Annotated in this window: 21 protein-coding genes and 5 pseudogenes; 12 read left to right on the plus strand and 14 right to left on the minus strand. The window is 59.4% G+C overall.

Annotated elements, in window-relative coordinates; translation table 11 throughout:
* Positions 1–465: 465 nt before the first annotated feature.
* The 3 genes and pseudogenes from ASE28_RS31340 to ASE28_RS11505 form a co-directional block, all read right to left on the minus strand.
* Positions 466–1,425 (minus strand): zinc-binding alcohol dehydrogenase family protein, encoded by a 960-nt coding sequence (locus ASE28_RS31340; RefSeq protein WP_082608037.1) that lies wholly within the window; start codon positions 1,423–1,425, stop codon positions 466–468.
* 79 nt (positions 1,426–1,504) lie between these two features.
* Complete coding sequence (locus ASE28_RS11500) at positions 1,505–2,449, minus strand: alpha/beta fold hydrolase (protein ID WP_082608068.1); 945 nt, start codon at positions 2,447–2,449, stop codon at positions 1,505–1,507.
* 274 nt (positions 2,450–2,723) lie between these two features.
* Positions 2,724–3,982: pseudogene (locus ASE28_RS11505) on the minus strand (IS256 family transposase).
* Positions 3,983–4,310: 328 nt separating this feature from the next.
* Here ASE28_RS11505 and ASE28_RS11510 point away from each other — a divergent pair.
* The gene (locus ASE28_RS11510) at positions 4,311–6,095 is read left to right on the plus strand and encodes a monovalent cation:proton antiporter-2 (CPA2) family protein (RefSeq protein WP_057266680.1); all 1,785 of its coding nucleotides are present in this window, start codon (positions 4,311–4,313) and stop codon (positions 6,093–6,095) included.
* Positions 6,096–6,367: 272 nt separating this feature from the next.
* Here ASE28_RS11510 and ASE28_RS11515 read toward each other — a convergent pair whose 3' ends face one another.
* From ASE28_RS11515 to ASE28_RS31345, 6 genes are all read right to left on the minus strand, one after another.
* On the minus strand, positions 6,368–7,834 hold the full coding sequence (locus ASE28_RS11515) for an IS66 family transposase (protein ID WP_235516098.1): 1,467 nt from the start codon (positions 7,832–7,834) through the stop codon (positions 6,368–6,370).
* Positions 7,835–7,843: 9 nt separating this feature from the next.
* A complete protein-coding gene (locus ASE28_RS32970; protein ID WP_235516099.1) occupies positions 7,844–8,017 on the minus strand; it encodes a hypothetical protein in 174 nt (57 codons plus the stop codon).
* A 67-nt stretch (positions 8,018–8,084) separates the two neighbouring features.
* Complete coding sequence (gene tnpB, locus ASE28_RS11520; protein WP_057266681.1) at positions 8,085–8,426, minus strand: IS66 family insertion sequence element accessory protein TnpB; 342 nt, start codon at positions 8,424–8,426, stop codon at positions 8,085–8,087.
* The gene (locus ASE28_RS11525; protein WP_057266682.1) at positions 8,423–8,824 is read right to left on the minus strand and encodes a transposase; all 402 of its coding nucleotides are present in this window, start codon (positions 8,822–8,824) and stop codon (positions 8,423–8,425) included. Before ASE28_RS11525 ends, tnpB (ASE28_RS11520) begins: the two co-directional genes overlap by 4 nt.
* 90 nt (positions 8,825–8,914) lie before the next feature.
* A protein-coding gene (locus ASE28_RS11530; protein WP_235516100.1) for an IS5 family transposase occupies positions 8,915–9,876 on the minus strand; the annotation gives its coding sequence in 2 pieces (ribosomal slippage) (positions 8,915–9,483 and positions 9,483–9,876; 963 coding nt in all).
* A 72-nt stretch (positions 9,877–9,948) separates the two neighbouring features.
* Entirely contained in the window at positions 9,949–10,848 is a 900-nt protein-coding gene (locus tag ASE28_RS31345) for a LysR family transcriptional regulator (RefSeq protein ID WP_082608038.1), read from the minus strand.
* A 131-nt stretch (positions 10,849–10,979) separates the two neighbouring features.
* On the opposite strand from ASE28_RS31345, the gene ASE28_RS11535 reads away from it, so the two are divergent.
* From ASE28_RS11535 to ASE28_RS11550, 4 genes are all read left to right on the plus strand, one after another.
* The gene (locus tag ASE28_RS11535) at positions 10,980–11,885 is read left to right on the plus strand and encodes a helix-turn-helix domain-containing protein (protein ID WP_082608039.1); all 906 of its coding nucleotides are present in this window, start codon (positions 10,980–10,982) and stop codon (positions 11,883–11,885) included.
* 580 nt (positions 11,886–12,465) lie between these two features.
* On the plus strand, positions 12,466–12,795 hold the full coding sequence (locus ASE28_RS11540; RefSeq protein WP_235516101.1) for a transposase: 330 nt from the start codon (positions 12,466–12,468) through the stop codon (positions 12,793–12,795).
* A complete protein-coding gene (tnpB, locus tag ASE28_RS11545) occupies positions 12,771–13,121 on the plus strand; it encodes an IS66 family insertion sequence element accessory protein TnpB (RefSeq protein WP_157421944.1) in 351 nt (116 codons plus the stop codon). The genes ASE28_RS11540 and tnpB (ASE28_RS11545) overlap by 25 nt, the downstream gene beginning before the upstream one ends.
* A 77-nt stretch (positions 13,122–13,198) precedes the next feature.
* On the plus strand, positions 13,199–14,572 hold the full coding sequence (locus ASE28_RS11550; protein ID WP_057266685.1) for an IS66 family transposase: 1,374 nt from the start codon (positions 13,199–13,201) through the stop codon (positions 14,570–14,572).
* A gap of 12 nt (positions 14,573–14,584) precedes the next feature.
* Here ASE28_RS11550 and ASE28_RS32975 read toward each other — a convergent pair whose 3' ends face one another.
* The 4 genes and pseudogenes from ASE28_RS32975 to ASE28_RS32685 all read right to left on the minus strand — a co-directional run.
* Positions 14,585–14,980 carry a helix-turn-helix domain-containing protein gene (locus ASE28_RS32975; RefSeq protein WP_235516102.1) on the minus strand — a complete coding sequence of 132 codons (396 nt, stop codon included), beginning with the start codon at positions 14,978–14,980 and terminating at the stop codon, positions 14,585–14,587.
* A 63-nt stretch (positions 14,981–15,043) separates the two neighbouring features.
* Entirely contained in the window at positions 15,044–15,439 is a 396-nt protein-coding gene (locus ASE28_RS32980) for a hypothetical protein (protein WP_235516134.1), read from the minus strand.
* Positions 15,440–15,613: 174 nt separating this feature from the next.
* Positions 15,614–15,766, minus strand: a pseudogene (locus ASE28_RS33570) (hypothetical protein); the annotation flags it as partial.
* 7 nt (positions 15,767–15,773) lie between these two features.
* Positions 15,774–16,643, minus strand: a pseudogene (locus tag ASE28_RS32685) (recombinase family protein); the annotation flags it as partial.
* Between the two features lie 116 nt (positions 16,644–16,759).
* On the opposite strand from ASE28_RS32685, the gene ASE28_RS11560 reads away from it, so the two are divergent.
* From ASE28_RS11560 to ASE28_RS11570, 4 genes and pseudogenes are all read left to right on the plus strand, one after another.
* Positions 16,760–17,146 (plus strand): hypothetical protein, encoded by a 387-nt coding sequence (locus ASE28_RS11560; RefSeq protein WP_057266686.1) that lies wholly within the window; start codon positions 16,760–16,762, stop codon positions 17,144–17,146.
* A 2-nt stretch (positions 17,147–17,148) separates the two neighbouring features.
* Positions 17,149–17,352 (plus strand): annotated as a pseudogene (locus ASE28_RS11565) (transposase domain-containing protein); the annotation flags it as partial.
* Between the two features lie 310 nt (positions 17,353–17,662).
* Positions 17,663–18,286, plus strand: coding sequence for a TetR/AcrR family transcriptional regulator (locus ASE28_RS31350; protein ID WP_082608040.1), 624 nt, complete (start codon positions 17,663–17,665; stop codon positions 18,284–18,286).
* 309 nt (positions 18,287–18,595) lie between these two features.
* On the plus strand, positions 18,596–19,687 hold the full coding sequence (locus ASE28_RS11570; protein WP_057266687.1) for an IS630 family transposase: 1,092 nt from the start codon (positions 18,596–18,598) through the stop codon (positions 19,685–19,687).
* A 173-nt stretch (positions 19,688–19,860) separates the two neighbouring features.
* Here the strand turns inward: ASE28_RS11570 and ASE28_RS11575 are convergent.
* Positions 19,861–20,937: pseudogene (locus ASE28_RS11575) on the minus strand (IS5 family transposase).
* 258 nt (positions 20,938–21,195) lie between these two features.
* On the opposite strand from ASE28_RS11575, the gene ASE28_RS11580 reads away from it, so the two are divergent.
* From ASE28_RS11580 to ASE28_RS31355, 3 genes are all read left to right on the plus strand, one after another.
* The gene (locus ASE28_RS11580) at positions 21,196–22,170 is read left to right on the plus strand and encodes an SDR family NAD(P)-dependent oxidoreductase (RefSeq protein ID WP_057266688.1); all 975 of its coding nucleotides are present in this window, start codon (positions 21,196–21,198) and stop codon (positions 22,168–22,170) included.
* 8 nt (positions 22,171–22,178) lie between these two features.
* Positions 22,179–22,832 (plus strand): NADPH-dependent F420 reductase, encoded by a 654-nt coding sequence (locus ASE28_RS11585; RefSeq protein WP_057266689.1) that lies wholly within the window; start codon positions 22,179–22,181, stop codon positions 22,830–22,832.
* Positions 22,833–23,129: 297 nt separating this feature from the next.
* A complete protein-coding gene (locus tag ASE28_RS31355; RefSeq protein ID WP_082608041.1) occupies positions 23,130–23,906 on the plus strand; it encodes an SDR family NAD(P)-dependent oxidoreductase in 777 nt (258 codons plus the stop codon).
* Positions 23,907–23,998 lie beyond the last annotated feature (92 nt).

A 23,998-nucleotide genomic window follows, 5' to 3' on the forward strand; every position in this document is an offset into this window, starting at 1 on the left:
CGATTTCATTTGCGCAGGGCAGTCCAGAGATGTCGTCTCCAACAAGACTCAAACAATGGGCGTAAGCTTCGCGAGCAGACCTTCACAAGGGAATCCGAAAAAGATTCGCACCAGATGCAGAGGCGTAAGCTGTGAATCCAGTGGCCTATCCTCAGGACGATATGGACGTACGGCGATACCTGAGCGGGGGTGCCCTATGAGATCCGATAGATATCCGGACTAAGCTGTCAAGGCCTCACAGCAGATTTCTCAAATAAAGAGTTGCGAAGCCGTCCTCTGGAGTTGATTCCGACCCGCCGATGCAAAGCAGTCCCAAAGCTACGACCCAACCACTCACTGTTGATGTGGCACAGCCCAGTTAACGCGACAACCGGTGATTGCTTTTCTCATCGCCGAGACCCTCTTCACGCCGCACATGTGAAGCCGATAACACTGCGGAGATCAATACCTTCTCAGGGCCATCGATCACGGCGTCAAGACGACAGGACCAAACGATGCTGTGTTCTCCGCGTACCGGTGTGCAATTGCCGCGTCTGAAAGTGGGAATGTCCTATCAATCAGGACTTTTATTCGCTGCGTGGCAAGTTGCTTGAACAAAGAATCCACCGTTGACCAAACCTTCGGCTTCTCAAGAACTGCTCCCATAGAAACGCCGAAAAGCGTCTGATTGGCTTGCATTGACTTTCTGAGATCAACTTCTATGGCTGTGCTGCCCGCACTCCCCACGAACACCAGGCGGCCCTCGGGCGCTAGCACAGCCATCGAATCACGCAACGTCGTTTCATTTGGGTCTAGTGCGACATCGACCCCCCTGTTGCCGGTAACGCGCAACACTTCACTGACCACGTCACACGTCGTTCTATCGATAACATGGTAGGCCCCTAGCGCGTACAACATTTTGCACCTAAGGGCTCCGCTAGCCACTGCTAATACGTTTGCACCCGCAAGTACAGCGAGCTGAACCGCAGCAATCCCTAGCCCGCCGGCGGCCGCCTGTATCAAGACTGTCTCTCCGCGTAGCAACCCGCATCTCACGAAGAGACAGTGATTTGCGGTGCCAAAAGACATTGTCATGACAGCGGCGTCTTTTGAAGCAACCTGGTCAGGAAGAAGCCAAGTCCGCGTTGCAGGCACGGCCCACAATTCCGCGTGTGAACCCTGAACGTCGAATGCGGCGACTCTGTCGCCCACCTTCCGATTTTCTATGCAGGATCCGACGGCTCGCACGACACCCGCAGCGGCTAGCCCAACTGTCCACGAAAGATCAGGCGGAGCGCTTTGACGGCGGTCACTTACGTCACCTTTCTCAATGGATATAGCTTCCACTTCTATCAGCACATCATCAGACCTGACTGAAGGATCCGGTACGTCTTTGTACTCCAGGACACCCAACCCTTCCGCGTTGTTATAGACCACAGCCTTCATGTGTCGGCCCTTCGGTATTGTTTCTACGCCTTCGTGCTATCAAGAGAACGCCCGGGCGCTACGCACCACGGGCTCATCTTTACTTCTTCACAAATTCGAGCAGGTCATTGTTCAGTTGGTCCTTGTGCGTATCGGTGATACCGTGTGGGCCGCCAGCGTATTCGATAAGCTTCGCATTTGGAACCAGCTTGGCAACTGCTCGGCCAGTGGTTTCGATCGGCACAATCTGGTCATCCGTACCATGAACGACCAGGGTTGGAATATTGAACTTCTTTAGGTCATCACGGAAGTCTGAATAGAAAAACGCGTTAATGCAGTCGTACGTCGCTTTACTGCTGGCCTGCATGCCTTGCGTCCAGAAGCTATCGATCAGACCTGTCGAAACCTTTGCCCCGGGACGATTGAATCCGAAGAATGGTCCACTAGCGATATCTTTGTACAACTGCGATCGGTTTTCGAGCGAACCCTTGCGCAGGCTTTCGAAGACTTCTGTTGGAACGCCTTCAGGGTGCGTAGTGGTTCTTCCCATAATAGGTGTGATTGCGCTGACGAGCGCAACCTTGGATACACGGGCGGTCCCATGACGCCCGACGTAGCGCGCTACTTCGCCCCCGCCAGTAGAGAAGCCCACCAAGACAACGCCTTTGACATTGAGCTTGCGCAAAACAGCATCTAAATCGTCAGCGTATTGGTCCATTGTGTTGCCTTCCCAAGGCTGGCCGGAGCGGCCATGGCCTCGACGGTCATGTGCGATAACCCTGTATCCCTTCTCTGCCAAGAACTGCATCTGCGACTCCCAACTGTCCGAGTTGAGAGGCCAGCCGTGGCTAAACACAACAACTTGTCCGTTCTTCGGACCCCAGTCTTTGAAATAGAGTTGGGTGCCATCGTTGGCGGTGATGTATTGGCTTGTGGTCATCTTTTTTCCGTTCGCAGTTGCTGGGGTTGCGGTAGTGATGGGATGGAACATCAGGCCACAGGTTGCCGTGACCGATGCGATAAGAAGGCGTCTGATGCTGTTCATGGTGGGTTGGTAGAGTTGAGCGGTGTTAGTCGCCAGCAAGAATTTCACAGTCGCCCATGCAAGCTCGCGACTGGTGAATCAGTAGATTTCAGGGCTTTGAATGGCCCGTCATCGAATCCTGCTTTTGACGGGAGAAAGTTTCCGCTCAGCCGATGAGGCCGTCACTGACTAATCCTGGCAAGACCAGTTGAATTTGCTCATGTGCCACTCCGTTGATTTGGATTTCCCGGGGGAGTGTCAGATTTCTTGTGTTCAAGGCGGTGAAGCTGCTTGTCTAAGCAGCGGACTTGATGAAGCGACCCTCGTAGAGGATCGCAAACTGGTTCATCGCACTCTTCCAATCTGGCGCAGCGCGCCCCCACTCTGCCGTGATGTTGCGCAACGCCAACCAGATCAGCTTGTTCGCCGCCTCATCGTTGGGGAAGTGGCCTCGGGTCTTGATGATCTTGCGCAACTGCGCATTGATGCTCTCGATGGCATGGTCGTGTAGATCACCTTGCGAATGGCTGGTGGGAAGGCAAAGAAGGGAATGACCCGCTCCCACGCCCTGCGCCAGGCCGCTATGACGGTAGGGAACTTTTGGCCCCAGGCTCCCGCCTCCAGGGCATCCAGCTCCTTCATGGCCGCCTCCATCGTCGCCGCCGTGTAGACCGGTTTGAGCGCTGCCGCCAGCCCTCTGCGGTCTTTCCAGCTGGCAAAGTCCAGGCTGTTGCGGATCAGGTGCACGATGCACGTTTGCAGCGTCGTGGCCGGGAACACAGCCGCCAGCGCCTCGGGCATGCCTTTGAGCCCATCGGTCACCGCGACAAGGATGTCGTTGACGCCGCGTGTCTTGAGGTCATTGAAGACCTTCATCCAGAACTTGGCTCCCTCCGTGCCCTCGATCCACAGTCCCAGGATATCGCGAGAGCCGTCGGCTAAGACGCCCAGCGCCAGGTAGATCGCCTTGTTGCGCACCACTGCGTCCTCGCGGATCTTCACGCGCAGCGCATCAAAGAACACCACGGGGTACATGGGCTCCAGGGGGCGGCTTTGCCAGGAGGTGACCTCAGCCATCACCTCGTCGGTGACCGAGCTGATGAATTGCGCTGAGACATCCACGCCGTATTGCTCTGTCAGAAAGGCCTGGATCTCGCGCACGGTCATGCCACGCGCGTACATGGCCACGACCTTGTCATCAAAGCCAGTGAAGCGCCTTTCGTGCTTGGGGATCAGGATTGGCTCAAAGGAGCCTTCCCGGTTACGGGGAACATCGATCTGCAATGGGCCGTCCTCGGTCAGCACCGTTTTGCCGCTCGTTCCATTGCGCTGGTTGGGGCTGTGCGAGGGCTTGTCGGCCCCGTGCGGGTAGCCCAGGTGGTGGCTCAGCTCGGCACCCAGCGCCCGCTCGATCAAGGCCTTCTTGAACGCCATGGAGGCGGCGTTGATGGCATCGGCCGTCATCGCTCCTTGCCCGAACTGGTCAAGGATCTCTTTGGGGATGGTCGGCAGTGCTGGTGCAGCCTTCCTGGGTTTGTTCAACTTGCTTGGCATACATGCTCCTATCGTCATGCTATGCCCTGAACACATAGTTTTTGACAGTCTCTTTCCCGGTGCTTTCTGACTATGCAGCGCACTTTCCGACAGTGCCTACGCGCCCGTTGCAAACAACAATCTCTTCATGAACCAGTACTCGATTCAAAGCTACACGATCGCTGCTGAGGATCAGCAGAACGCATTCCGACCAGACCTCTGCGTGGATCTGATTGGTCACTGTTGATCTCTCTGCATGTCAGCCTCAGCTCGCGCACTCTGAGCGGGCGACTCATGCGCACGAGGACTAAGCTTTTCTAGCAAACAATCTCCAAAAGGAACATTGAGCATGGCCGATCAAAACCTCGGGCGCGACCTCATGCCGGCAGTGCTTCTGCTCGGGACCGCGGTTTTAGCGGTACCAATATTCAAGCGACTTGGGTTAGGGACCGTGTTGGCGTATCTATGCGCTGGCCTAGTGGTAGGCCCCTCTGGGCTTGGTTGGTTCAAAGACGCAGGGGCAATCGTCCACGTGGCAGAACTGGGCGTTGTAATGTTTTTGTTCGTCGTCGGACTTGAGATGCGACCGTCGCATCTTTGGAGTCTCCGCAAAGCCATTTTCGGATTGGGTAGTATGCAGATGGTTGTCTGTGGCGCATTGCTCACGCTGGTTAGCATTACGTTTGGTCTTACCCCGCCTGCTGCATTCATCTGCGCAATGGGGTTCGTCCTCACATCCACCGCAATCGTCATGCAAACGTTGTCCGAGCGCGGCGACGTCGCTTCACCTCGTGGCCAACGAATCGTCGCGATTTTGCTGTTCGAGGATCTCCTCATCGTACCGCTGCTTGCGCTCATCGCTTTTCTCGCACCACTGCCAGTTCACTTGGAAGCTTCGGCGGCAGCAAAGCTTACTACCGTAGCAACTGCTGTCGGCTCAGTCGCGGCTTTGGTTGTTGCGGGCATCTGGCTTCTGAATCCTTTGTTCGAAGCTCTCGCGAAGGCAAACGCGAAAGATGCCATGACCGCAGCAGCTCTGTTTGTAGTGCTCGGAGCAGCCCTGTTGATGCAGATGGGAGGACTCTCCATGGCACTAGAAGCCTTCCTCGCCGGCGTACTTCTATCGGAATCGACTTTCCGTCACCAACTGGAAGCCGACATTGAGCCATTCCGCGGAATATTGCTAGGGCTATTTTTTCTCGGGGTGGGGATGTCGCTTGACTTCGCTGTCGTGCGGGAGAATGCGGGACTTATCGTCGCGAGCGTCACTTCACTCATGCTTACGAAAGCAGCCTGCATCTATCTAGTGGCACGGATCTCGAAGGCATCGCACGAAGAAGCGCTCGAACGCTCTGTACTAATGGCTCAAGGTGGCGAGTTCGCCTTCGTCCTGTTCTCGGCCGCGGCTTCAGCACTCATCATCACTCCTGCAATCCACGCCAACGTCACAGCCATCGTAGTTTTGTCGATGGCTCTTACGCCCTTAGCGGTAATGACTCACAAGCTGTACAGCCGCTTACGAGTGCAGCGCAATGGGCAAGCCGAAGAACCAGCGATTGAACGGACGGCAAGAGTACTAATCATCGGATTTGGTCGCGTGGGACAAATCGCCAGTCAAGGGGTTCTTTCGCGCGGGGCATCGCTGACTGTCATTGACAGCGACACAAGCGTCATCCGAGAGGCACAAAGCTACGGCTTCAAAGTTTTTTATGGAGACGGGAGCTACCTGAGCATCCTGCACTCTGCCGGCGCGAAAACTGCGAGCGTCATCATGGTTTGCATCAATGATCGGACCGCAAGCATCCGGATCGTGGAAATCGCGCGAGTCGCGTTTCCCCAAGCGAAGCTCTTGGTCCGGGCTTATGACCGTGAACACGCTGTGGCTTTGAACGCGGTAGGTGCTGACTATGTGATACGCGAAACTTTTGAGTCCGCTATGCAACTGGGCCGAGAAGCGGTGCTTGCCACTGGAGCTGACGAGAATGAAGCGGACGAAATCATGAAGACCGTAAGGACTCATGATTCCGAACGCTTTGTTCACGAGACGTTGGGCGGCAAAATGGCCGGGAAGGCACTTTTGCTTAGGAGGGCGGCCAATAGAGCGCAGCCAGCCGAGTCTACGCCCGGGCAATGATGTCGAACTCCTAACGGTAACCACGACTAAGCTTCCGTCGGGTCTACCAGCTCCTGGCGCCTATGGTCGATAGGGCCTTTTCGGTAAGGCAACGCTCAACAAGCCCCCGTTTCCGCCAGCCCCTGTGCTCTGATCGAATTTCGCGTGACGGAACCTCGGCAATACGCCGGTGTCCCGGAGATCCCGAGGCCGTTTACGGCCTCAAGCGCCCTTGGTGCCCATTGCGGGGTGAGCGTCTAGTCGACCCACCTTGCGGCAGGCGATCGGCGGTTTTAGGCGGGCTGCCAACGATGCGGCAGTAGGTCCTCAATGCGGCTGTTGAGCTGCGTCGGAAGCCGCAGCAGAACATCGCGCAGGTAGGCCCAAGGCTCGTGGCCACACATGCGGGCCGACTGCACCAAGCTCATCACCGCAGCCGCGCGTTGTCCGGCCAGTTCACTGCCCACGAACATCCAGGCCTTGCGCCCCATCGCCCATGGCTTGATCTGGCGCTCCAGGTGGTTGTTGTCGATGGGTACCGCGCCGTCTTCGAGGTGATGCGTGAGTGCCGTCCAGTGCTTGAGCGTGTAGTCGATGGCAGCTGCCGTCGAGCCGCCGTGAGCAACGCGCCGGCGCTCAAGTTGCAGCCAGGCGCCGAGCTGGTCCCACAGCGGCCGGGTCAGTGCTTGCCGCCCGCTGCGCCGCCCCTCATCGCTCAAGCCAGCGAGTTCACGTTCGACCGCGTAGATGCCTGCAAAGCGCTGTATCGCATCCTCGCCCACCGCGCTGGTGCCGGCCTTGGCAAGCTCGTCGAACTTTCGCCGGGCGTGTGCCACGCATGCTGCGGCCTTGCGACCTGGGTGCACTCGCTCATCGAGCACCGGGTCGTAGGCGCCGTAGCGGTCAGTCAGCAGCGTGCCTTGCCAGGCGGGCAGCCCTGCGCGCACATCCCCAGCCAGGAAGTCCATTGGGTATTGCGCCCCACGCCCGCGGGCGAACTCGTAGACCACGCCCGGTGTCGGGTCGTGGTAGCTGCGGGCATAAGCCCACACATAGGCTTTGCGGGTCTTGCCAGCGCCCGGGTCCAAGAGCGCTACCGGCGTCTCGTCGGCGTGCAGAACCCGGCTGGCGAGCACGAAGCACTTTTGCGCTTCGTACAGCGGCTGCAGGGCCGCTCCAGCCTGGCCAGCCCAACTGGCGAGCGTTGAGCGTGGCGTATGCACGCCGGCCCTCGCATTGATCGCCTCCTGCCGGTAGTACGGCAAGTGGTCGGCGAAGCGGCTGATGAGCGTATGGGCCAGCAACCCGCTGGCAGGCAGGCCCGCGTCGATGATCTCAGGGACGGTGGGCTGCTGCTTCAACACTTGGCAGCAGCGGCACGCCCACTTGCCATAGATGTAGCGGTGCACGAAGAACTCGGCCGGGATGATGTCCAGCCACTCGCTGACGTCTTCGCCGATGCGGGTCATGGCGCGGCCGCAGCCCTCGCTCGGGCAGGTGGTGTCTGCAGGCTCGTGCTGGTGTTCGACACGACGCAAGTGCTCGGGTAGCGCTTGGCGTCGCGGCCGGCGCGGCGGGGGCTTCGGGGGGGGGCCCTGGCCGGTTTGCGTGACCTGGGCGCGCAGTGCATCGAGTTGGGCCTGCAGGCCTGCCTCGTCCTCGGCCAAGGTCTCCTCGAACAGGCGCCGCTGGTCGGCGCTCATGGCCTCGGTCTTGGCGCCGAACTTCCAGCGCTTCAGGCGCGCCAGTTCGAACTGCACCTTCTCCAGCTAGGCCTCGCGCAGCGCGATCTCGCGGTCCTTGCGTTCAATCTCTCGATCCTTTTGTTGCAACTGGCCAGCCTGCTGCTCGATGTGTTCAAGCATCTGCCGGGCCAGCGCCGCAACGGCATCCGGCGCCAGACCTTGCAGGTCATGGGCCGTGAGGTTGCGCAGGTCGAGCATAGGGGCATCGTGCCAGACACGGCCTGGCAGCACCATCAGCACAACTGCCGTTGTCAGAGTGCGGCGCTCATGCCCGGCAGATGCGCTGCAGCTCTAGCAGACGCTGCCAGGGCAGGCCGAGCACCAGGGCGTCGAACTGAGCACGCCCGAGTTCCAGCGAGGCTGGACCGCCCAAAGTAGCTGAGGCCCAGGTGAAGTGAGCGGCGTTCAGGCGCCGCGCCGCACACCCCACGCCGAAGCCGTCGTGCACGAGCAGTTTGATGCGAGTGCCGCGGGAATTGGCGAAGAGGTAGCCGTGGTGGGCCTGAGCAGCACCGAATACCTGCACCACGCGCGCCAGCAGCCGGTCGGCACCGGCACGCATGTCGATAGGCTCTACAGCCAACCACATCGCGTCAATGCGGATCATCGCAGCAGCTCACGCATCCACGCGGCGCACTCGCTGGCGGCGCTGGCCGGCCAGGTGACGGTGATCGCTGTGGCACCGCGCTGCAGCTCAATGCGGATGTCGGCGACCGGTTCTGCTGCAACCGGTGGCGGCAGGCTCACAGGGACGAACAAAGGCTTGGCCTCTGGAGCTTGCATGCCACGGGCCGTGGGCTTACCTAGGGCGATGCCCGGTGGCCTCAGCTCGGCCTCGCGCACCCAACGGCGCAGTAGATTGGCATTGACGCCATGGGCCATTGCAACGGCAGCCATCGACATGCCAGGCTGCATGCAGCTGGCTACAGCATCGGCTTTGAATTCATCACTGTGAAGGCGACGCCGCCGGCGCGGGCTGACCTGTTGATCTGAGATAGTGTTCACGTGTCCACCAAGAGTTAGTGGACACGAGGCTCCTATACCGCCGGTCTGTCTTCAAGATGAGGCCACTGGACGCTCACATTGCGGGCGCACTCATGCCCCAAGATGCTTGCGCGCCAAGTAGATGTTGGCCAGGCCCAAGGCCACAAACGAGCGCGTGGCGTTCTTGGCCAGCCCACGGTAGCGCACCTTGGTAAAGCCCCACAGCCGCTTGACCACCGCAAAGACATGCTCCACTCGGGCCCTTACCCTGGACTTGCTGCGGTTTCTTGAGCGCTCGGCTTCATCGACTTCGCCCGTCTTGCGCACCCGCTGGTTGGTGAAGTCGTGTGCTTGCGGTGCTTTGGAAGCAATCAATGCCTTTTGGCTGGCGTAGGCGCTGTCGCCATACACACGCCGCTCGTTGCCGTGTAGCAGATCGGGCAGTGGATGCTTGTCGTGGGTGTTGGCCGCTGTCACCACAGCGCCGTGAGCCAGTCCGCTACGGCTGTTCACGCCGATGTGTATCTTCATGCCAAAGTACCACTGCTGGCCCTTGCGCGTCTGGTGCATCTCGGGGTCGCGCTGCTTGTCGGTACTCTTGGTGGAGCTGGGCGCACCGATGATGGTGGCATCTACGATGGTTCCCGTTCCCACTCTCAACCCCTGGGCCTGCAGCACCTGCCCACCTTGGCAAACAAAGCCTCGCCCAACTCGTGCCTCTCCAGCAACCGGCGAAACCTCAGCAGCGTCGTGGCATCCGGTACACGTTCACAGCCCAGATCGATTCCTACGAAGCGCCGCAAGGCCGTACTGTCGAGCAGCGCGTCCTCGCAGGCTTCATCAGCAAGATTGAACCAATGCTGAACGAAGTACATGCGCAGCATGCGCTCTAGACCCACAGGCGGGCGCCCATTGCCGGCCTTGGGATAGTGCGGCTCGATGACCGAGCACAGTTCCTGCCAAGGCACGATGGCTTGCATGGTTGCCAGGAAGGTATCGCGCCGGGTGGGCTTGCGGTATTGCTCGAAAGCATCGGCCTGATCGGCTGCTACGGATAGGGTCTGCTGCTTCATGTTCGGGCACAGGATCTGGGGATCCTCAGGCCATGCAAATCTCAGACCATCCAGGGCTTATTCAGCGTTGCCTTAAGGCTGAATCGAACCAGAGTCAAAGTCTGGAAACTTGGCAAAGTAGTCCCTTAGCATCTGGGTGAGCACTCGAAGATTACGAGAAGGATGTTGGCCTGGAGGGCGAACGACGAAAGCTCCTGCGGGCTTGCTGGGGTGCTGCGGAAGAACTGTGACGAGAGCACCAGACGCTAAATGAGAGCGCATCAGTCCAAACGGAAAATAGCCTATCCCTGCACCGGCCACTGCGGCAGCGACAAGCGCAATTCCGTTGTCCGCACTGAAGCGGCCTTGTGGCCTAATTGTTACGACCTCGTCTCCGTTCATCAGTTGCCAAGGATGCATCCCCTGCACCAGCAATGCATGATCAGTGAGTTGATCTAGTGATTCTGGCTGGCCATGGGCCATGATGTAAGTGGGGCTAGCGACAAGCCCTCCGTTTACAGACCCAACTCGTTGAGCGACAAGGTTGGAGCTTGCCAAGTGACCCACCCGAATCGCGCAGTCGTACCCTTCTGCGACCAGATCCACAGTGCGGTCGCTGTAAGTGGTGTGGATCTGGAGCTGCGGGTGTTGTAGCGCCAACTCCGCCAGCAACGGAGCAAAGTGGGTCGGGCCAAACGATAGAGGTGCCGCGATCCTAAGTCGGCCACGCAAATCTCCATCGGGAAGTATGGACTCTTTTGCAGCGTCAATCTCCGCGCAGATCCTAGCGGCGTATTGGCGAAAAGTGGCGCCAGCTTCTGTTACGAACGCGCCACGCGTGTTTCGCACAAGCAATTGCACACCGAGCTCGGCCTCAAGTTTGATCAGCCTGCGGCTCACTACAGACTTGGCAATACCGAGGCGATCGGCGGCGGATGTGATGCACCCTGAGTCGGCGACCTCCACAAAGGTTAGCAAATCTTCTATCCCCATTTGGTGTTCCTAAATGTGCGACACAGAAACGCAAAATTGCGATCACCGTCTCGAGAAAAAAAATGGGAAGATCCGTCGCATCCAACTTCCCGCCCTCCATAGAGGCGCCAGTCCATGAAGAGAGATGCGTCATGAGTGCATGTCCAGCTTATCAAACTACTACGTCAACCGACGCTGAACTACCTGAAAACATGGCCATGTTGACGGTGTCCAGCCGCAACTGGAATGGCGTGAATGTGGATCTAAATGAATTCACTTGCACGGGAAGGGTTTTGTTTCAAATGGACAGCCATGAGGAATCCACTCGACTTGGCACCCTACTTGAGGAAGTCGGTCGAGACCATGCGGAAACCAGGTCTGCCGCAAACAAGCCCAATCCGATCGCTTACAAGCCCAAGCACATGTATTTCGCTCCGGCGGGGCATGAGCTGTGGGGCCATTCATCAGACACTCTCTACGTGAAGTGCGCTGCTATCAGTTTCGACGTGGCGATGCTTCAAGACCGACTGGGCATCTGTGAATCATTGGGGCCTGTCGATACACCTCACCTGCGACTCTTCGACGATCGCCTCTGGACATTGGTCAAATTGCTCACAGATTCGATTAGCGACACGGACCCGACAGCACAGCTGTACGGTGATTCGTTGACCGCTGCAATAGCAGCACGGCTCTTCGAGCGACCTAAGGAGTCCAAAGGAAGCGAGAGCGGACTTTCAGCCATTCAACTTAAGGATGCTTTGGGCTATCTAGAGTCGAAGATGCCGGAAAAGGTGGAGCTTGAGACGCTCGCAAAAATAGCTGGTTTGTCGCAATCTCACTTCAGCCGCGCTTTCAAGGCCTCTACTGGGTTGGCGCCGTACCAGTGGCAGTTGCAATCACGCATCGAGAGCGCCAGGAACCTCTTACTCAATACGAACGACGGCTTGGAAGACATTGCCATTGCCACTGGTTTTGCCGACGCAGTTCACTTTGGTCGAACGTTTCGCAAACTGACTGGTGCCACGCCTGCGGCGTGGCGTATGGACCGACTCACGTAGACAAACCGAAAGGCAAGTAGACCGGTGTATCACCGGTCGGCCCACTTAACAACGGTATTTCCAGACGATCGAATCGGACGGCACAACCAAACACGCGTTCGTAACAACCAGTTCCCCTCCGCCTATGTAGGGAGAGCGTCCACACATATCCATGTGGCACGGGGTCTATCCGAGGAGCGCCAGCAGACTCTACCGAACAATTGACGCAGCTCGACGCGGTGGAGATGGTTATTCATTCAACTATGCATCGATACCGTTGACAGTTTGACAATACGTTGCGAAGCACTCGACCTAGTGAACCCGCGAGAAGCCAAAGTGCGCAACGGATCGGGAGCTGCCACTAGATACGTGGGCGCAACCGACTACCAAGTGCTACGTACCGTCGCTTAGGGACCGTGTGCACTAGCATCGCGTCTCAGCGCTTGCTTGTCTGGTGTCCCGTTCAGATCAAAAATGCAGCTTTTGAACTTGTTTGAGCATTGTATCCGTCCGGCCAAGTCATCTTGAAGTCGTCGAGCGCAGCAGCAAGGATAGTGTCCACGTAACTTAGGTGGACACGATGACAAGCGAGAAGACAGACATGCGGCGGCAGTACAGCGCGTCGATGAAGGCGCAGGTGGTGGCCGAGTGCGGCGAGCCTGGCGCGTCGGTAGCCAAGGTGGCGATGGCCCACGGCATCAACGCCAACGTGGTGCACCGCTGGCGGCAAATGGCCCGTGAGGGCAAGGGTGCGACGCCCGCCAAGACAGGCGAGTTCATCGCGTTGCCGCTTGCCATGCCGACAGTGTCTGCAGCGGCGCCAGCGGACATCCGCGTGGAACTGCGTCGCGGAGCCGTCACGATGACCATCACCTGGCCGGCCAGTGCGGCGGTGGACTTTGCCGCGTGGACGCGCGAGCTGCTGCGGTGATCCGGGTGGACGCGATCTGGCTGGCCTGCGAGCCGCTGGACATGCGCGCCGGCACCGAGACGGCGCTGGGCCGCGTGGTCAAGGTCTTCGGTGAGGCTCGGCCGCACCACGCTTACCTGTTCGCCAATCGGCGCGCCAACCGGATGAAGGCGTTGGTGCACGACGGCATCGGCGTGTGGTTGGCAGCCAGGCGGCTGAACGCCGGCCGCTTCGTCTGGCCCCAGGAGGGCAGCACGCTGGCACTGACCCGGCCACAGTTGGATGCGCTGGTGCTGGGCCTGCCATGGCAGCGCATCGGGGAGGCGGGTGTGATCACCTCGCTCTGATCATCTCGTTCCGAGCCGTCCATTGCTGACTGTGCTGATGGCGCGCTGCCGCTTGCGCTGGCAGCATCACGGCAGTGATGGACAGCCCCCACGTCATCGACCCAGCCTTTGCGGGCATGAGCTTCGCCGAGGTGTGCGCACTGGCCCTGCAGCAGCAGGCCCAGATCAAGCACATCAGCGCCGTGAACGCCAAAATGGCGCACGAGATGGCCGTGCTCAAGCGACCGAAGTTCGCCGCCACCTCAGAGCGCTTCAGCCCCAAACAGAAGAGCTTGCTGGAAGAGGCCATTGATGAGGACCTGGCGGCGCTGGACCGAGAGATCGGCAAGCTCAAGCACCCGGCCAAAGAGCCGCGCGAGAAGCAGACGCCCAAGCGCCAGGCGCTGCCGGCTCATCTGCCGCGCCGAGACGTCCACCACGAGCCCGAGAGCAGTACCTGCGCGACGCCGGGCTGCGGCTGCCAGATGCGGCGCATCGGCGAGGACGTGTCCGAGAAGCTCGACTACGAGCCGGGCCGCTTCAGCGTGGAGCGGCATGTGCGGGGCAAGTGGGCTTGCGCCCAGTGCCATACGCTGGTCCAAGCGCCTGTACCGGCGTGTGTGATCGACAAGGGCATCGCCACTGCCGGCTTGATGGCGCACGTGGTGGTGGCCAAGTACATCCACCACCAGCCGCTGTATCGCCAGGAGGGCATCCTCGGGCGCGCCGGCTTCGCCGTGCCACGCTCGACGCAGGCCGAGTGGATCGGTGCCATCGGTGTGGAACTGGACCCGCTGGTGCAGGCCATGCGCGAGGACCTGCTCAAGCGCCGCGTGCTGCACGCCGACGAGACGCCGGCGGCCATGCTCAAGCCCGCAGGCATGCGCGATGGCAAAACCCACCGTGCCTACCTGTGGAGCTACTGCAGCACGGCCTGGGACGACATCAGCGCAGTGGTCTTCGACTTTGCCGAGAGCCGCGCGGGTCACAATGCACGACGCTTCCTGGGCATTGCCGAAGACGGCACAGGCGGCTGGCGCGGCACGCTGATCTGCGACGACTACGCCGGCTACAAGCAGGTCATGAACACCGGCGTGACCGAGGCCGGTTGCTTGGCCCACGCTCGGCGCAAGTTCCACGAACTGTGGGCCAATCACAGCAGCACGCTGGCCGAGCAAGCGCTCAAGCTGTTCGGCACCCTCTACGACATCGAGCGCGAGGCCAAGGACTTGACGCACGACGAGCGACTGCGCATCCGCCAGCTCAAGTCCAGGACGGCGGCCGACTTGCTGCATGCGTGGCTGATCGCCAACCGCCAGAAGGTGCCTGACGGCACGACGACCGCCAAGGCCATCGATTACAGCCTCAAGCGCTGGGCGGCGCTGACGCGCTTCATTGACGATGGCAACTTGGCGGCAGACAACAACCGCATCAAGAACCTGATCCGGCCCATCACAATGACCTGTTCATAGTGCCCCACTTCGTTAAGTAGTTGAAAACATTGGGATCTGGTTCTCGCCGACGGCCCGACACGGGCGATCGGTCCGGGCTGCCGCGTCGATGACCTTCGGATCCAGCAGGTCGCTGGCTCGAATCTGATACGGCGTCCGCGGCACAACCTGCTCGGCGGGCAGTATGCCGTCCTTGATCAGACGCCGAATGCGGTGATTGTTGACGCCGAGTTCGGTTGCGGCCTCTGACATGGTCAACCACTGCCCATCCTTGTGCGCTGAAGAGTACGCGCGGATGTCATTCACCCTACGCACGGAGCTCACGCGATGCGCGGTCCAGGTCTTCGCCTGACCTGTGGGAAGGCCCATGCGATTGAGGGTAGCGGCGATATGCTCGTCGGACCACTTGCCCGCCATGCTGCGGATCACAGCCAGGGCTTCATCGGGAGTTCGACAGCCGTGCTCGCCGGACTTCGGCTTCGCGAGCCTGATCTACGAATGCTGACCTCCGCGCCAATGAATCGTCAGCACGATCTCTCGTGTCTTCTCATCGGGATCGGCAAAGATCTCCTGGACTAAGGTGTGAAGCAATTGCTGGCGAGTGCGCATTGTCACGCCGGGCGCATCCCATGCGGCAGAGAGATCTTGGGCGAGTCCACCGAGATCGGGCATCGCAACGGCCGACAGTGTTTGATCTACAGCGTCGAAGCGCCGCTGGCATGCCTGCACACGCTGCAGCGCCGACTCCCAGCTCTTCTCGAGCTGTGCGGCGATCAAACGGTTGTCGGGGTCGCATGCCGCATAGCGGCGCTCTGCCAGCGTTGCTTCATAGCGTGCTTGCTGCAGTTCTAGGTCCACGATTCGCCGCTGTTCCGCTTGGACTTCCATGTGCCTCCGTTCAGCTTGCAATGCCGCTTCGATAGCCAAGGGCTCGACCGCTCTCAGGAGCTCTCGTGCGACAGCCTCGTCGGGTCGACGACCTCCGAAGCCGAAGCACTGCGGCAGCGCCAATTGCACGCTGCGGCGGTCGCATCGATACACGGGCTGACCAGCCCCTCGGCCCGTATACGCCACCGTTAGACGGCGGCCACAGCGGGCGCAGCAGAGCATCCCCGCAAGCAGCGCTCGGCCACCGCGCCCCGACTTTACCGTAGGCATTGATGGCAAGCTGCTTCTGATTGCGCTCGAACTCGGCCGCATCGATGTAGGCCTCATGGTGGTCCTTGAGCATTACCTCCCACTGCTCGACCGGCTTGCCGTGTCCGTAGCTCTTGCGCAGCCGCCCCTCCACGAGAGTGGTGCGCTTCTCGCTCTTGCCGTAGGCGTACGTGCCTGCATAGAAGGGGTTCTTGAGCACCGAGATCACATTGCGATAGCGGATCGGGGTCCAGTCGAACGTCACCATCTTCTTGCCATCAGAGGGACGCGGGAATTGAACCTGTTCAGCTGCGAGCGAGAGAAAGACCTGGCGCGCGCTGCCCAGCTTGCGAAAGCGAGCGAAGATCAACCTGATCGCCTCCTGCAGGCGCAGATCGGGATCAAGCCCCAAACCGACCTCGCGATGCCAGACGTAGCCAATGGGTACGCTGATGCGCAGTTCGCCGCGCTGGGCCTTGGCGCGGGCGGCTTCGAACATGCGTGCTCTAAGCACGCCGAGCTCGAACTCGCTGATGCTGCCCTTCATGCCCAGTAGCAGCCGATCGTTGGGACGACACGGGTCATAGACGCCATCCAGGTCGATCACACGAGCCTCGAACAAGCCGCAAAGCTCCAGCAGGTGATGCCAGTCGCGACCATTACGCGCCAGCCGCGACGCGTCGAAACACAGCACGGCACCGACCTCGCCGGCGCAGAGCCACGCGACGAGCCGATCGAAGCCGGGTCTGGCCACCATGCCACTCCCGGACCGACCGAGGTCATCGTCGATGACTTCGACCTGCGTGAATCCGCGGCGGCGTGCCTCCTCGACCAAGTCGTATTGGCGGCGCTTGCTCTCCAGGTTGTTCTGAACCTGCGTCTGGGTGGACTGCCGCACGTAGACGACGGCCTTGCGACGCAGCACCGTGGCGGGCAGCAGATCAGTGTTCGCCATCGTCAGCTCCAGTCCGCTGCACACCAGCCGCCTGAAGCAGCAGGATCGCCAGTTGCGCGATCGCGTTGGCGCGTTCGCTTGGGCATATCCCCTGAAGGACAGGGGACTCGAACGCCATGCTCAATTGCCGTGGCGACGCCGGCGCAGCCGGTACCAGGCTGCGCAGGTGGGGTCTGGGTGAACTCGTCATCTTGCTCCTCGCGATCGGTGTGATGGACACCGCAGGAGCTTCGCCGAAGCCCTCGTTGCGACAGCAACTGATGCAGTTCGGTCAGGGCGGCGATCGACGCGCCTGGAGCACCAAGACTCATGCCGGCGCAAGAGGCTGCGTCGAGCATCCAAGCTGCCACCACGATGACGGCGCCAGGACTCACCTCAACGTGAACAACCTCGCCCGTCGCTCGTTGCTCGCTGTACTGACGTCGCACACGACGGCCGTACAGCGCGTGCCAGCGGTAGAAGACTTCGACCTCTTGCCCGACATGGGCAGAATGACCTCGTGATTGCACTGGGCAGGAAGAACTGGCTGTTCGCTGGCAGCTTGCGCGCGGGCCAGCGGGCTGCGGCCATCATGAGCCTGCTGCACACCGCCCGGCTCAACGGGCATGAGCCCTACGCGTACCTCAAGGACGTGCTGGAGCGCCTGCCCACGCAGCCGGCGTCGGCGCTGGCCGAACTGCTGCCGTATCACTGGAAGCCGTCGGCCTGAATCGCACTTCGCCCAGGGTCAATATGACTTGGCCAGACGGATACTGAGCATTGGCCGAGTCGTTCTTGAGCACGAGCATGCAGCACTCGCATTGAACATCGCGCTTGCATCCGTTTCCGCTTAGGTTCCCATTCTCTTGGCTGAGACGTCTGTCTCGCCGTGGACAACGCGCGGGTGGTTGTACAACGGTTGATGCGCTTTCAGAACGACCTTGTCATGTGCGCTTGACTGGAAGCATCGCGACGATGCTAATCCTTGAAAAAAATGATCGTTATGATAACCATTGCTCTGGAAGAAAGACAGGTGAGTAATGGGTCGTCATCGCGAGTTTGATGTGGATTGTGCGCTAGATGCAGCGCTTAGTGTTTTCTGGCGCAAGGGATATGAGGGCGCGTCGTATAAGGATCTGACCCAAGCAACGGGGGTGGAACGACCTGCACTCTATTCAGCGTTTGGTAACAAGGAGGCACTTTTCTTGAAAGCATTGGAGCTCTACTACAGTAGTTACCTCGACTTTTTCCCTGCAGCCTTTGAGCTCCCTACAAGTCGAGAGGTTGCAGCCCACATCTTGCACGGCACCGTTGAACTCAACACGCGCTACCCTGAACATACCGGTTGTCTTGGAATCCACGGGGCCTTGGCGGCCTCAGACGAAGCCGCAACAGTTCAGCGCGCATTGATCGATGCGCGGGTGAAAGGCCAGTCGGCGCTTCGAGAGCGGCTTGATCAAGCTCGGGAAGAAGGCGACTTGCCTCCAAGCACAGATACCCATTCTCTTGCAGCCTACGTGTGCGCAGTGGCCCACGGCATCGCTGTGCAAGCCAAGGCTGGATTCAGCCGGGATGTTCTAACGGCCGTTGCAGACCAAGCGCTTGCCAATTGGCCAAAAGGGGAGCGCAAGATACGAGCTGGGCGCGCAGGCACGTCGAAGTAGTCATTTTCGCCGCTGGCAGCGGCCGTATTGACGGCGGTTGCAGGCAGTCCAACCAATAGCATACGAGGCCCTGCTCAAGGTGTTCCGCAAAAAAACGCCGAGAACGCTGAGTAGATGAAATGCAAGTCGGACTTCGTATCCCTCACAGTTATTCGCACCGCGATGCATTCGCAGGGTGAACGCAAAGCCACTTTTTAGTCCTTGCCTGACGGGTCACCTCATTTCATCGCTTAGCTAGTGTGCTGTCCCGCAGATAACTGGCATTAGTCGTGCATGCCTTTTGGGTATCCTTGCAACGGAGATACCGCAATGAGAACAGGCAGACCCAAGGCCGAGTTGGTGCTGACGGACGAAGAGCGTTTGCAGCTTCAGTCTTTCGCGCGCAGTCGCTCGCTGTCGGCGGCATTGAGCAACCGCGCGCGCCTTGTGCTGGCCAGCGCCGAAGGCGAGGCCAACAACGCAATCGCCGCGCGACTGGGGCTGACGAAGCAAACGGTGGGCAAGTGGCGCACTCGCTTCATCGAGCGTCGTATCGCTGGCCTGTACGACGACGTTCGCCCTGGCCCGGCGCGCACGATCGACGACGAACTGGTGGCGCACCTGATCAAGACGACGCTGCACACCAAGCCTGCCAACGGCTCGACGCACTGGAGCGTGCGCACAGTGGCCGCTGAAACCGGCATCTCCAAGACCAGCGTGCAGCGCTACTTGCAGCTCTTCGGGCTGCAGCCGCATCGCACCGAGAGCTTCAAACTGTCCAATGACCCGTTCTTCATCGAGAAGCTGCGCGACGTGGTCGGCCTGTACCTGAGTCCGCCAGACAGCGCGCTGGTGATCTACGTGGACGAGAAAAGCCAATGCCAGGCGCTGGAGCGCACGCAGCCGATGCTTCCGATGGGGTTCGGCTACATCGAAGGGGTCACCCACGACTACAAGCGCCACGGCACGACCACGCTGTTCGCTGCGCTGAACGTGCTCAACGGCGCGGTGCTGGCCGCATGCAAGCCGCGCCACCGGCACCAGGAGTTCCTCGCATTCCTGCGTGAGATCGACAAGGCTGTTCCCGCCCAGTTGGATGTGCACTGCATCGTTGACAACTACGCCACCCACAGCCACCCGAAGATCAAGGCGTGGTTGGTGAGTCGGCCGCGCTGGCATATGCACTTCATTCCGACCTACAACTCCTGGCTCAATCAGGTCGAGCGCTTCTTCGCATTGATCACCGACAAGGCAATCCGCCGCGGCTCCTTTACCAGCGTCAAACAACTTGTGCAGCGCATCGATCAATTCGTCGCAGCCCACAACGTTGACTGCCAGCCTTTCAAGTGGACCGCCACCGCTGATTCGATCCTCGAAAAGTTGCATCGACTTTGCTCACGTATCAGCGGGACAGCACACTAGCCTAGCAGGCCGTAGACGTACCGCCGATAACTTTGCCTGCGGACCTTGGAGATCGGTCCGGTGTCGTCATTCGGCCGAGAGAACTAGTCCGAGAGCCCGCAGGCAGTCCCCAGCACGGTCTTCTTGGAGCTACAACGGGGTAACTTCGACGCATTTGTCGCTCCTCCGGCGGATTACGGAGGCACCTGTGCCAAAGTACACAAGCGCCAGAAGTTGTAGGCGGCCATGGTCAGCGTCAACAACTGATCGACCTTGGCCCGACTTTAGACCATTACCTGGCGCATCGCGTCCGACCCCGTCCCCAGCCAAAGCACTGCTTGACGCGCTTTATCTTGCGCTGGCTGAGTTCGTAGCCAGCGTGTCGCGTGGTGCGTGCTTCGATGGCGCTGCCTCCCAAACGTTCTGTATTCTGCGCCACGTGTGGCGGGACGTGAATGTCGCGGCACGCCTTGACGGAACGTTTAGTGTCGTAGGCCTTTTCGGCGCCGACTGTCACGAGCTTGATGGGCGCTGCCACGTCGGCCAGCATCCGGGCGGCCACCGTGTGTTCGGTCGTTCCCTCGGAGGTGCTGGCCATGACGTTGACCACAAAAACCGTGACGGTTGTCGATCAGAACGTGTCACGCATAGCTGGGCAACGCTGGGGCGGCATTGCTCTCGCGGTACAGCCGCGATTCAGGGTCGCTCTTGGGTTCGGGCGTGGCGCTACTGCGCGGCTCGCCACGCCAGTCCTCGGGCGGACGGCCATCGTCCGAACCGTCTTTGCGACGCTTGGTCCTGTGGCTGGCTCAAGCATGGAACAGCGTGTCGTCCAACCTGAAGTGTTCGCCCGACTGCAGGCCGCGCTGCTCGGCCATCTCGACGGTCGCGTTGAACAATTCGGTGACGGCATCGTGCTCGATGAGCCGGTCGCAGTTCTTACTGAAGACCGAGTGATTCCACACGCTGTCTTCGATGGCCAGTCCGACGAACCAGCGAAACCTTAGGTTGTAATGAATTTGCTCGACCAACTGCCGCTTGCGGTGCACGCTGTACAGAACCAGCAGCATCATGGCGCGCATCAGCTTTTCCGGTGCGATGCTGGGCCGCCCGCCCTTAACCTCAGCCACGTACACCGCGGAGAACCTGGCGCCCATTTCGACCAGAGCATCGTTAACCCACTGGCGAATCGGCCGCAGCAGTTGGTCGGGCCGCAAATGGCACTCTAGCCTGACCGAGGTGAACAGCGACTTGTTGACCTGTCTGCTCATAGCATGCTGTGATCAATCCTTGTTCGAGGACGCACCGATGGCCGGCGACGACCGGGCCTAGATCGATAGATATTTCTACGGCCTGCTGGCCGACTAATCACAACACTCGAAGGTGCACCAGATCCAACCACTCATTCCCCGACTGCTAGTGCGGACTTCTCAATGCACATGCCATATCGATTTCATTTCGTTCGTTATGATATCGATCGTTATGATATCGATCGTTATGAAATGAGCGTATGCTCGCCTAGTTGAAAGATGAACGAAATGAATATTTTTGGTGCAAAAACGACCGCCGAAGAAGTGCTGGCTGGTTTTGATCTAAAGGGAAAGAGCTTTCTGGTCACTGGTGCGACTTCTGGTATCGGTCGCGAAACAGCTCGCGCGCTGATGACTCACGGCGCTAACGTCATTGGTACTGCAAAAGATGCATCGAAAGCTGGAGAGGCGACCGCTCAGATCCGCCAAGCTGCGGCGCTGGGCGGCGGTATCTGGGAACTAATTGACCTCGATCTTTCGTCACTAGCCAACGTACGCCTCGCAGCCGAGAAGCTTGTTAAGGACGGCAGGAAGTTCGACGCGATCGTCGCGAATGCAGGTGTGATGGCGCCTCCATTTGGCCGCACGGCTGACGGCTTTGAGCTCCAATTCGGCATCAATCACATCGGCCACTTCGTATTCGTAAACTCTATCGAGCCTCTGCTGATCGATGGAGGCCGCCTAGTCGTGCTGTCGTCGCAAGCCCATCGCGGCGCAGACGTAGACCTTGTTGACCCAAACTTCGACGACCATCCCTATAACACTTGGACTGCATACAGCCAGTCCAAGACCGCGAATGCTTTGTTTGCAGTGGAATTCGATAAGCGTCATCGCGCCCGCGGCGTTCGCGCCGCCTCCGTCATGCCAGGCAACTCATTGACGAACCTTCCCCAATACCTGTCGCAAGAAACTCTCCAAGGTCTGTTTGCGACAGTGGGGAAAGCTCGTGCCGATGCTGGCCTGCCGCCCCCGGAACTTAAGGAGATCCCACAGGCGGCTGCAACCTCGGTTTGGGCCGCGGTCGTAGCAAACAAAGACGAAATCGGTGGCCGTTACCTTGAGGACTGCGCGGTCGCAACAGTTGTCGACATGGTGAACCCGTTCGCCGATGGTGTCCGGTCGTACGCATTGGATTCAGCCAAGGCGGCCCAGTTGTGGGCGCGGACAGAAGAGCTGGTCCGCGCGGCCGCTTGAGGAACTATATGAATACCGTCGGCATCATCGGCGCAGGAGAGGTTGGGAGCAATATTGCTCGCGCGCTCATCTCTATTGGCTACAACGTCGTAGTAGCGAACTCACGCGGGCCTGAGACCCTGAGACAACTCATACAGAGCCTAGGCCCGTCAGCCCGCGCGGCAACCGCTGCAGAAGCTGCTGAAGCCGGTGACTTCGTTGTTATTGCTGTGCCCCTTAAGTTGGCAAACGACATGCCGGTGATGGAGTTGGCGGGCAAGATAGTTCTTGATACTAATAACTACATGAGCTGGCGCGACGGCAACTACCCGATGATAGATTCGGGTGAAAGGACTGTGTACGAACTCCGCCAGGAGCATCTTCCGACGTCGAAGGTCGTTCAGGCCTTCACACACATTCAAGCGCCTCGTATCACCAATGCAGGCCTGCCCCGTGGTGCGCGTCGCCGCTTGGCGTTTCCTATCTCCAGCAATTTCCCTGAGGCGATTGAGCTTGTGGCGGCACTGTTCGATCGGCTCGGCTACGACACAGTCGACAACAGCCCATTGCGTGAGTCATGGAAGACAGCACCTGGGCAGCCAGCCTGGCGGGACCTCAACCATCAAAATCGCGACGAACTGATAGAGAACATTTCGAAGGCGCAGCGCTTCGTTCTGCGGTAACGCAGTTCCCGTGGGCACGCCGCTGATTGTCTCAACCAGCCCCCGTTTTCCGCGCGCCTGACAACCTTCGCTCCCTACTAGTACTCAAGCCTGTTCCCTAAGTTCACATACAAGCGGCTACTCTAACGAACGGCACTGATTAAGTAAGCTTTTTCGAACCCAGGCTCAAACTAGCGTTGTAACGAATCTGAGCCGTCCATAGCGAGTGATTCAGCCCTTACATAGAGACAACTTTGGATCCCGATACATCCGCTGTTTATTGATTGGCTGCATGTCGGGGTGCAGCTAGATATAGGAATGATTTTGCAGAACACTAATTTAGATCTCAAGGGCAAAGTTGCCCTGGTTACTGGCGGCTCGCGTGGACTCGGCGCCCAGATCGCGCTGTCTCTTGCTACTCGTGGGGCGGATGTTGCGATCAGCTATGTCGCGTCTGCAGAGAAGGCGGAAGCTGTTGTCAAAACTTTGCGGGAAAAGGGTGTACGCGCGATCGCGATAAAGAGCGATCAAGAAGATACGGCTGCCGCTAAGCCACTTGTCCAGGAAGTGGTCGCCCAGCTGGGAAAGCTTGACATCTTGGTGAACAACGCCGCCATCGTGGCGAAGGGGCAAACAGTTGACGATCCTTTACTTAACGTGGAAGCGTTGGACCGACAGTGGCGAATCAACGTTATGGGCGTGGTGGCAACCACGCGTGCAGCCGCTCAAGTTCTACCTGATGGTGGGCGGATCATCTTCATCGGCTCCTTGAATGGAACTCATGCACTTTTCCCAGGCGTTGCCGATTACGCCGGTACCAAATCAGCTCTGATCGGCTATGCAAAGGGGGTCGCTAGAGACCTTGGCAGCCGCAACATCACGGTAAACGTGGTCCAACCGGGGGCGATGCCTACAGACATGATGGTTGAAGCACTCGGCAGTACGAACGCGCCTGACACCTTCCTTGATATGCATCCCATTCGCCGTATCGCGAAACTGGAAGAAGTTGCTTCTGCAGTGTCATTTCTAGCAAGTCCGGATGCCGGGTATATGACTGGAGGAGTCATCGATGTGGCGGGAGGTCTAGCTATTTGATGAAATCGGGGGCACGGTTTGTGCTCGCAGAATGCGCGCCTCCCAGCCCTTGAGATTGCCTACACAGCGCGCATCAGATCTGTTGCTCTGAG

The sequence above is a fragment of the Acidovorax sp. Root219 genome, from assembly GCF_001428665.1.
Lineage (GTDB): Bacteria > Pseudomonadota > Gammaproteobacteria > Burkholderiales > Burkholderiaceae_C > Acidovorax.

Bases quoted from the DNA above. Each gene is read 5' to 3' on its own strand.
- ASE28_RS31350 (WP_082608040.1), top strand. From the start codon at position 17,663: ATGGGTCGTCATCGCGAGTTTGATGTGGATTGTGCGCTAGATGCAGCG.
- ASE28_RS11535 (WP_082608039.1), top strand. From the start codon at position 10,980: ATGAGTGCATGTCCAGCTTATCAAACTACTACGTCAACCGACGCTGAA.
- ASE28_RS31355 (WP_082608041.1), top strand. From the start codon at position 23,130: ATGATTTTGCAGAACACTAATTTAGATCTCAAGGGCAAAGTTGCCCTG.
- ASE28_RS11580 (WP_057266688.1), top strand. From the start codon at position 21,196: ATGAACGAAATGAATATTTTTGGTGCAAAAACGACCGCCGAAGAAGTG.
- ASE28_RS31340 (WP_082608037.1), bottom strand. From the start codon at position 1,425: ATGAAGGCTGTGGTCTATAACAACGCGGAAGGGTTGGGTGTCCTGGAG.
- ASE28_RS11510 (WP_057266680.1), top strand. From the start codon at position 4,311: ATGGCCGATCAAAACCTCGGGCGCGACCTCATGCCGGCAGTGCTTCTG.
- ASE28_RS31345 (WP_082608038.1), bottom strand. From the start codon at position 10,848: ATGGGGATAGAAGATTTGCTAACCTTTGTGGAGGTCGCCGACTCAGGG.
- ASE28_RS11560 (WP_057266686.1), top strand. From the start codon at position 16,760: ATGCTCAATTGCCGTGGCGACGCCGGCGCAGCCGGTACCAGGCTGCGC.
- ASE28_RS32980 (WP_235516134.1), bottom strand. From the start codon at position 15,439: ATGGAAGTCCAAGCGGAACAGCGGCGAATCGTGGACCTAGAACTGCAG.
- ASE28_RS11540 (WP_235516101.1), top strand. From the start codon at position 12,466: ATGCGGCGGCAGTACAGCGCGTCGATGAAGGCGCAGGTGGTGGCCGAG.
- ASE28_RS11585 (WP_057266689.1), top strand. From the start codon at position 22,179: ATGAATACCGTCGGCATCATCGGCGCAGGAGAGGTTGGGAGCAATATT.
- ASE28_RS11550 (WP_057266685.1), top strand. From the start codon at position 13,199: ATGGACAGCCCCCACGTCATCGACCCAGCCTTTGCGGGCATGAGCTTC.
- ASE28_RS11570 (WP_057266687.1), top strand. From the start codon at position 18,596: ATGAGAACAGGCAGACCCAAGGCCGAGTTGGTGCTGACGGACGAAGAG.
- ASE28_RS32970 (WP_235516099.1), bottom strand. From the start codon at position 8,017: ATGCTCGACCTGCGCAACCTCACGGCCCATGACCTGCAAGGTCTGGCG.
- tnpB (WP_057266681.1), bottom strand. From the start codon at position 8,426: ATGATCCGCATTGACGCGATGTGGTTGGCTGTAGAGCCTATCGACATG.
- ASE28_RS11500 (WP_082608068.1), bottom strand. From the start codon at position 2,449: ATGAACAGCATCAGACGCCTTCTTATCGCATCGGTCACGGCAACCTGT.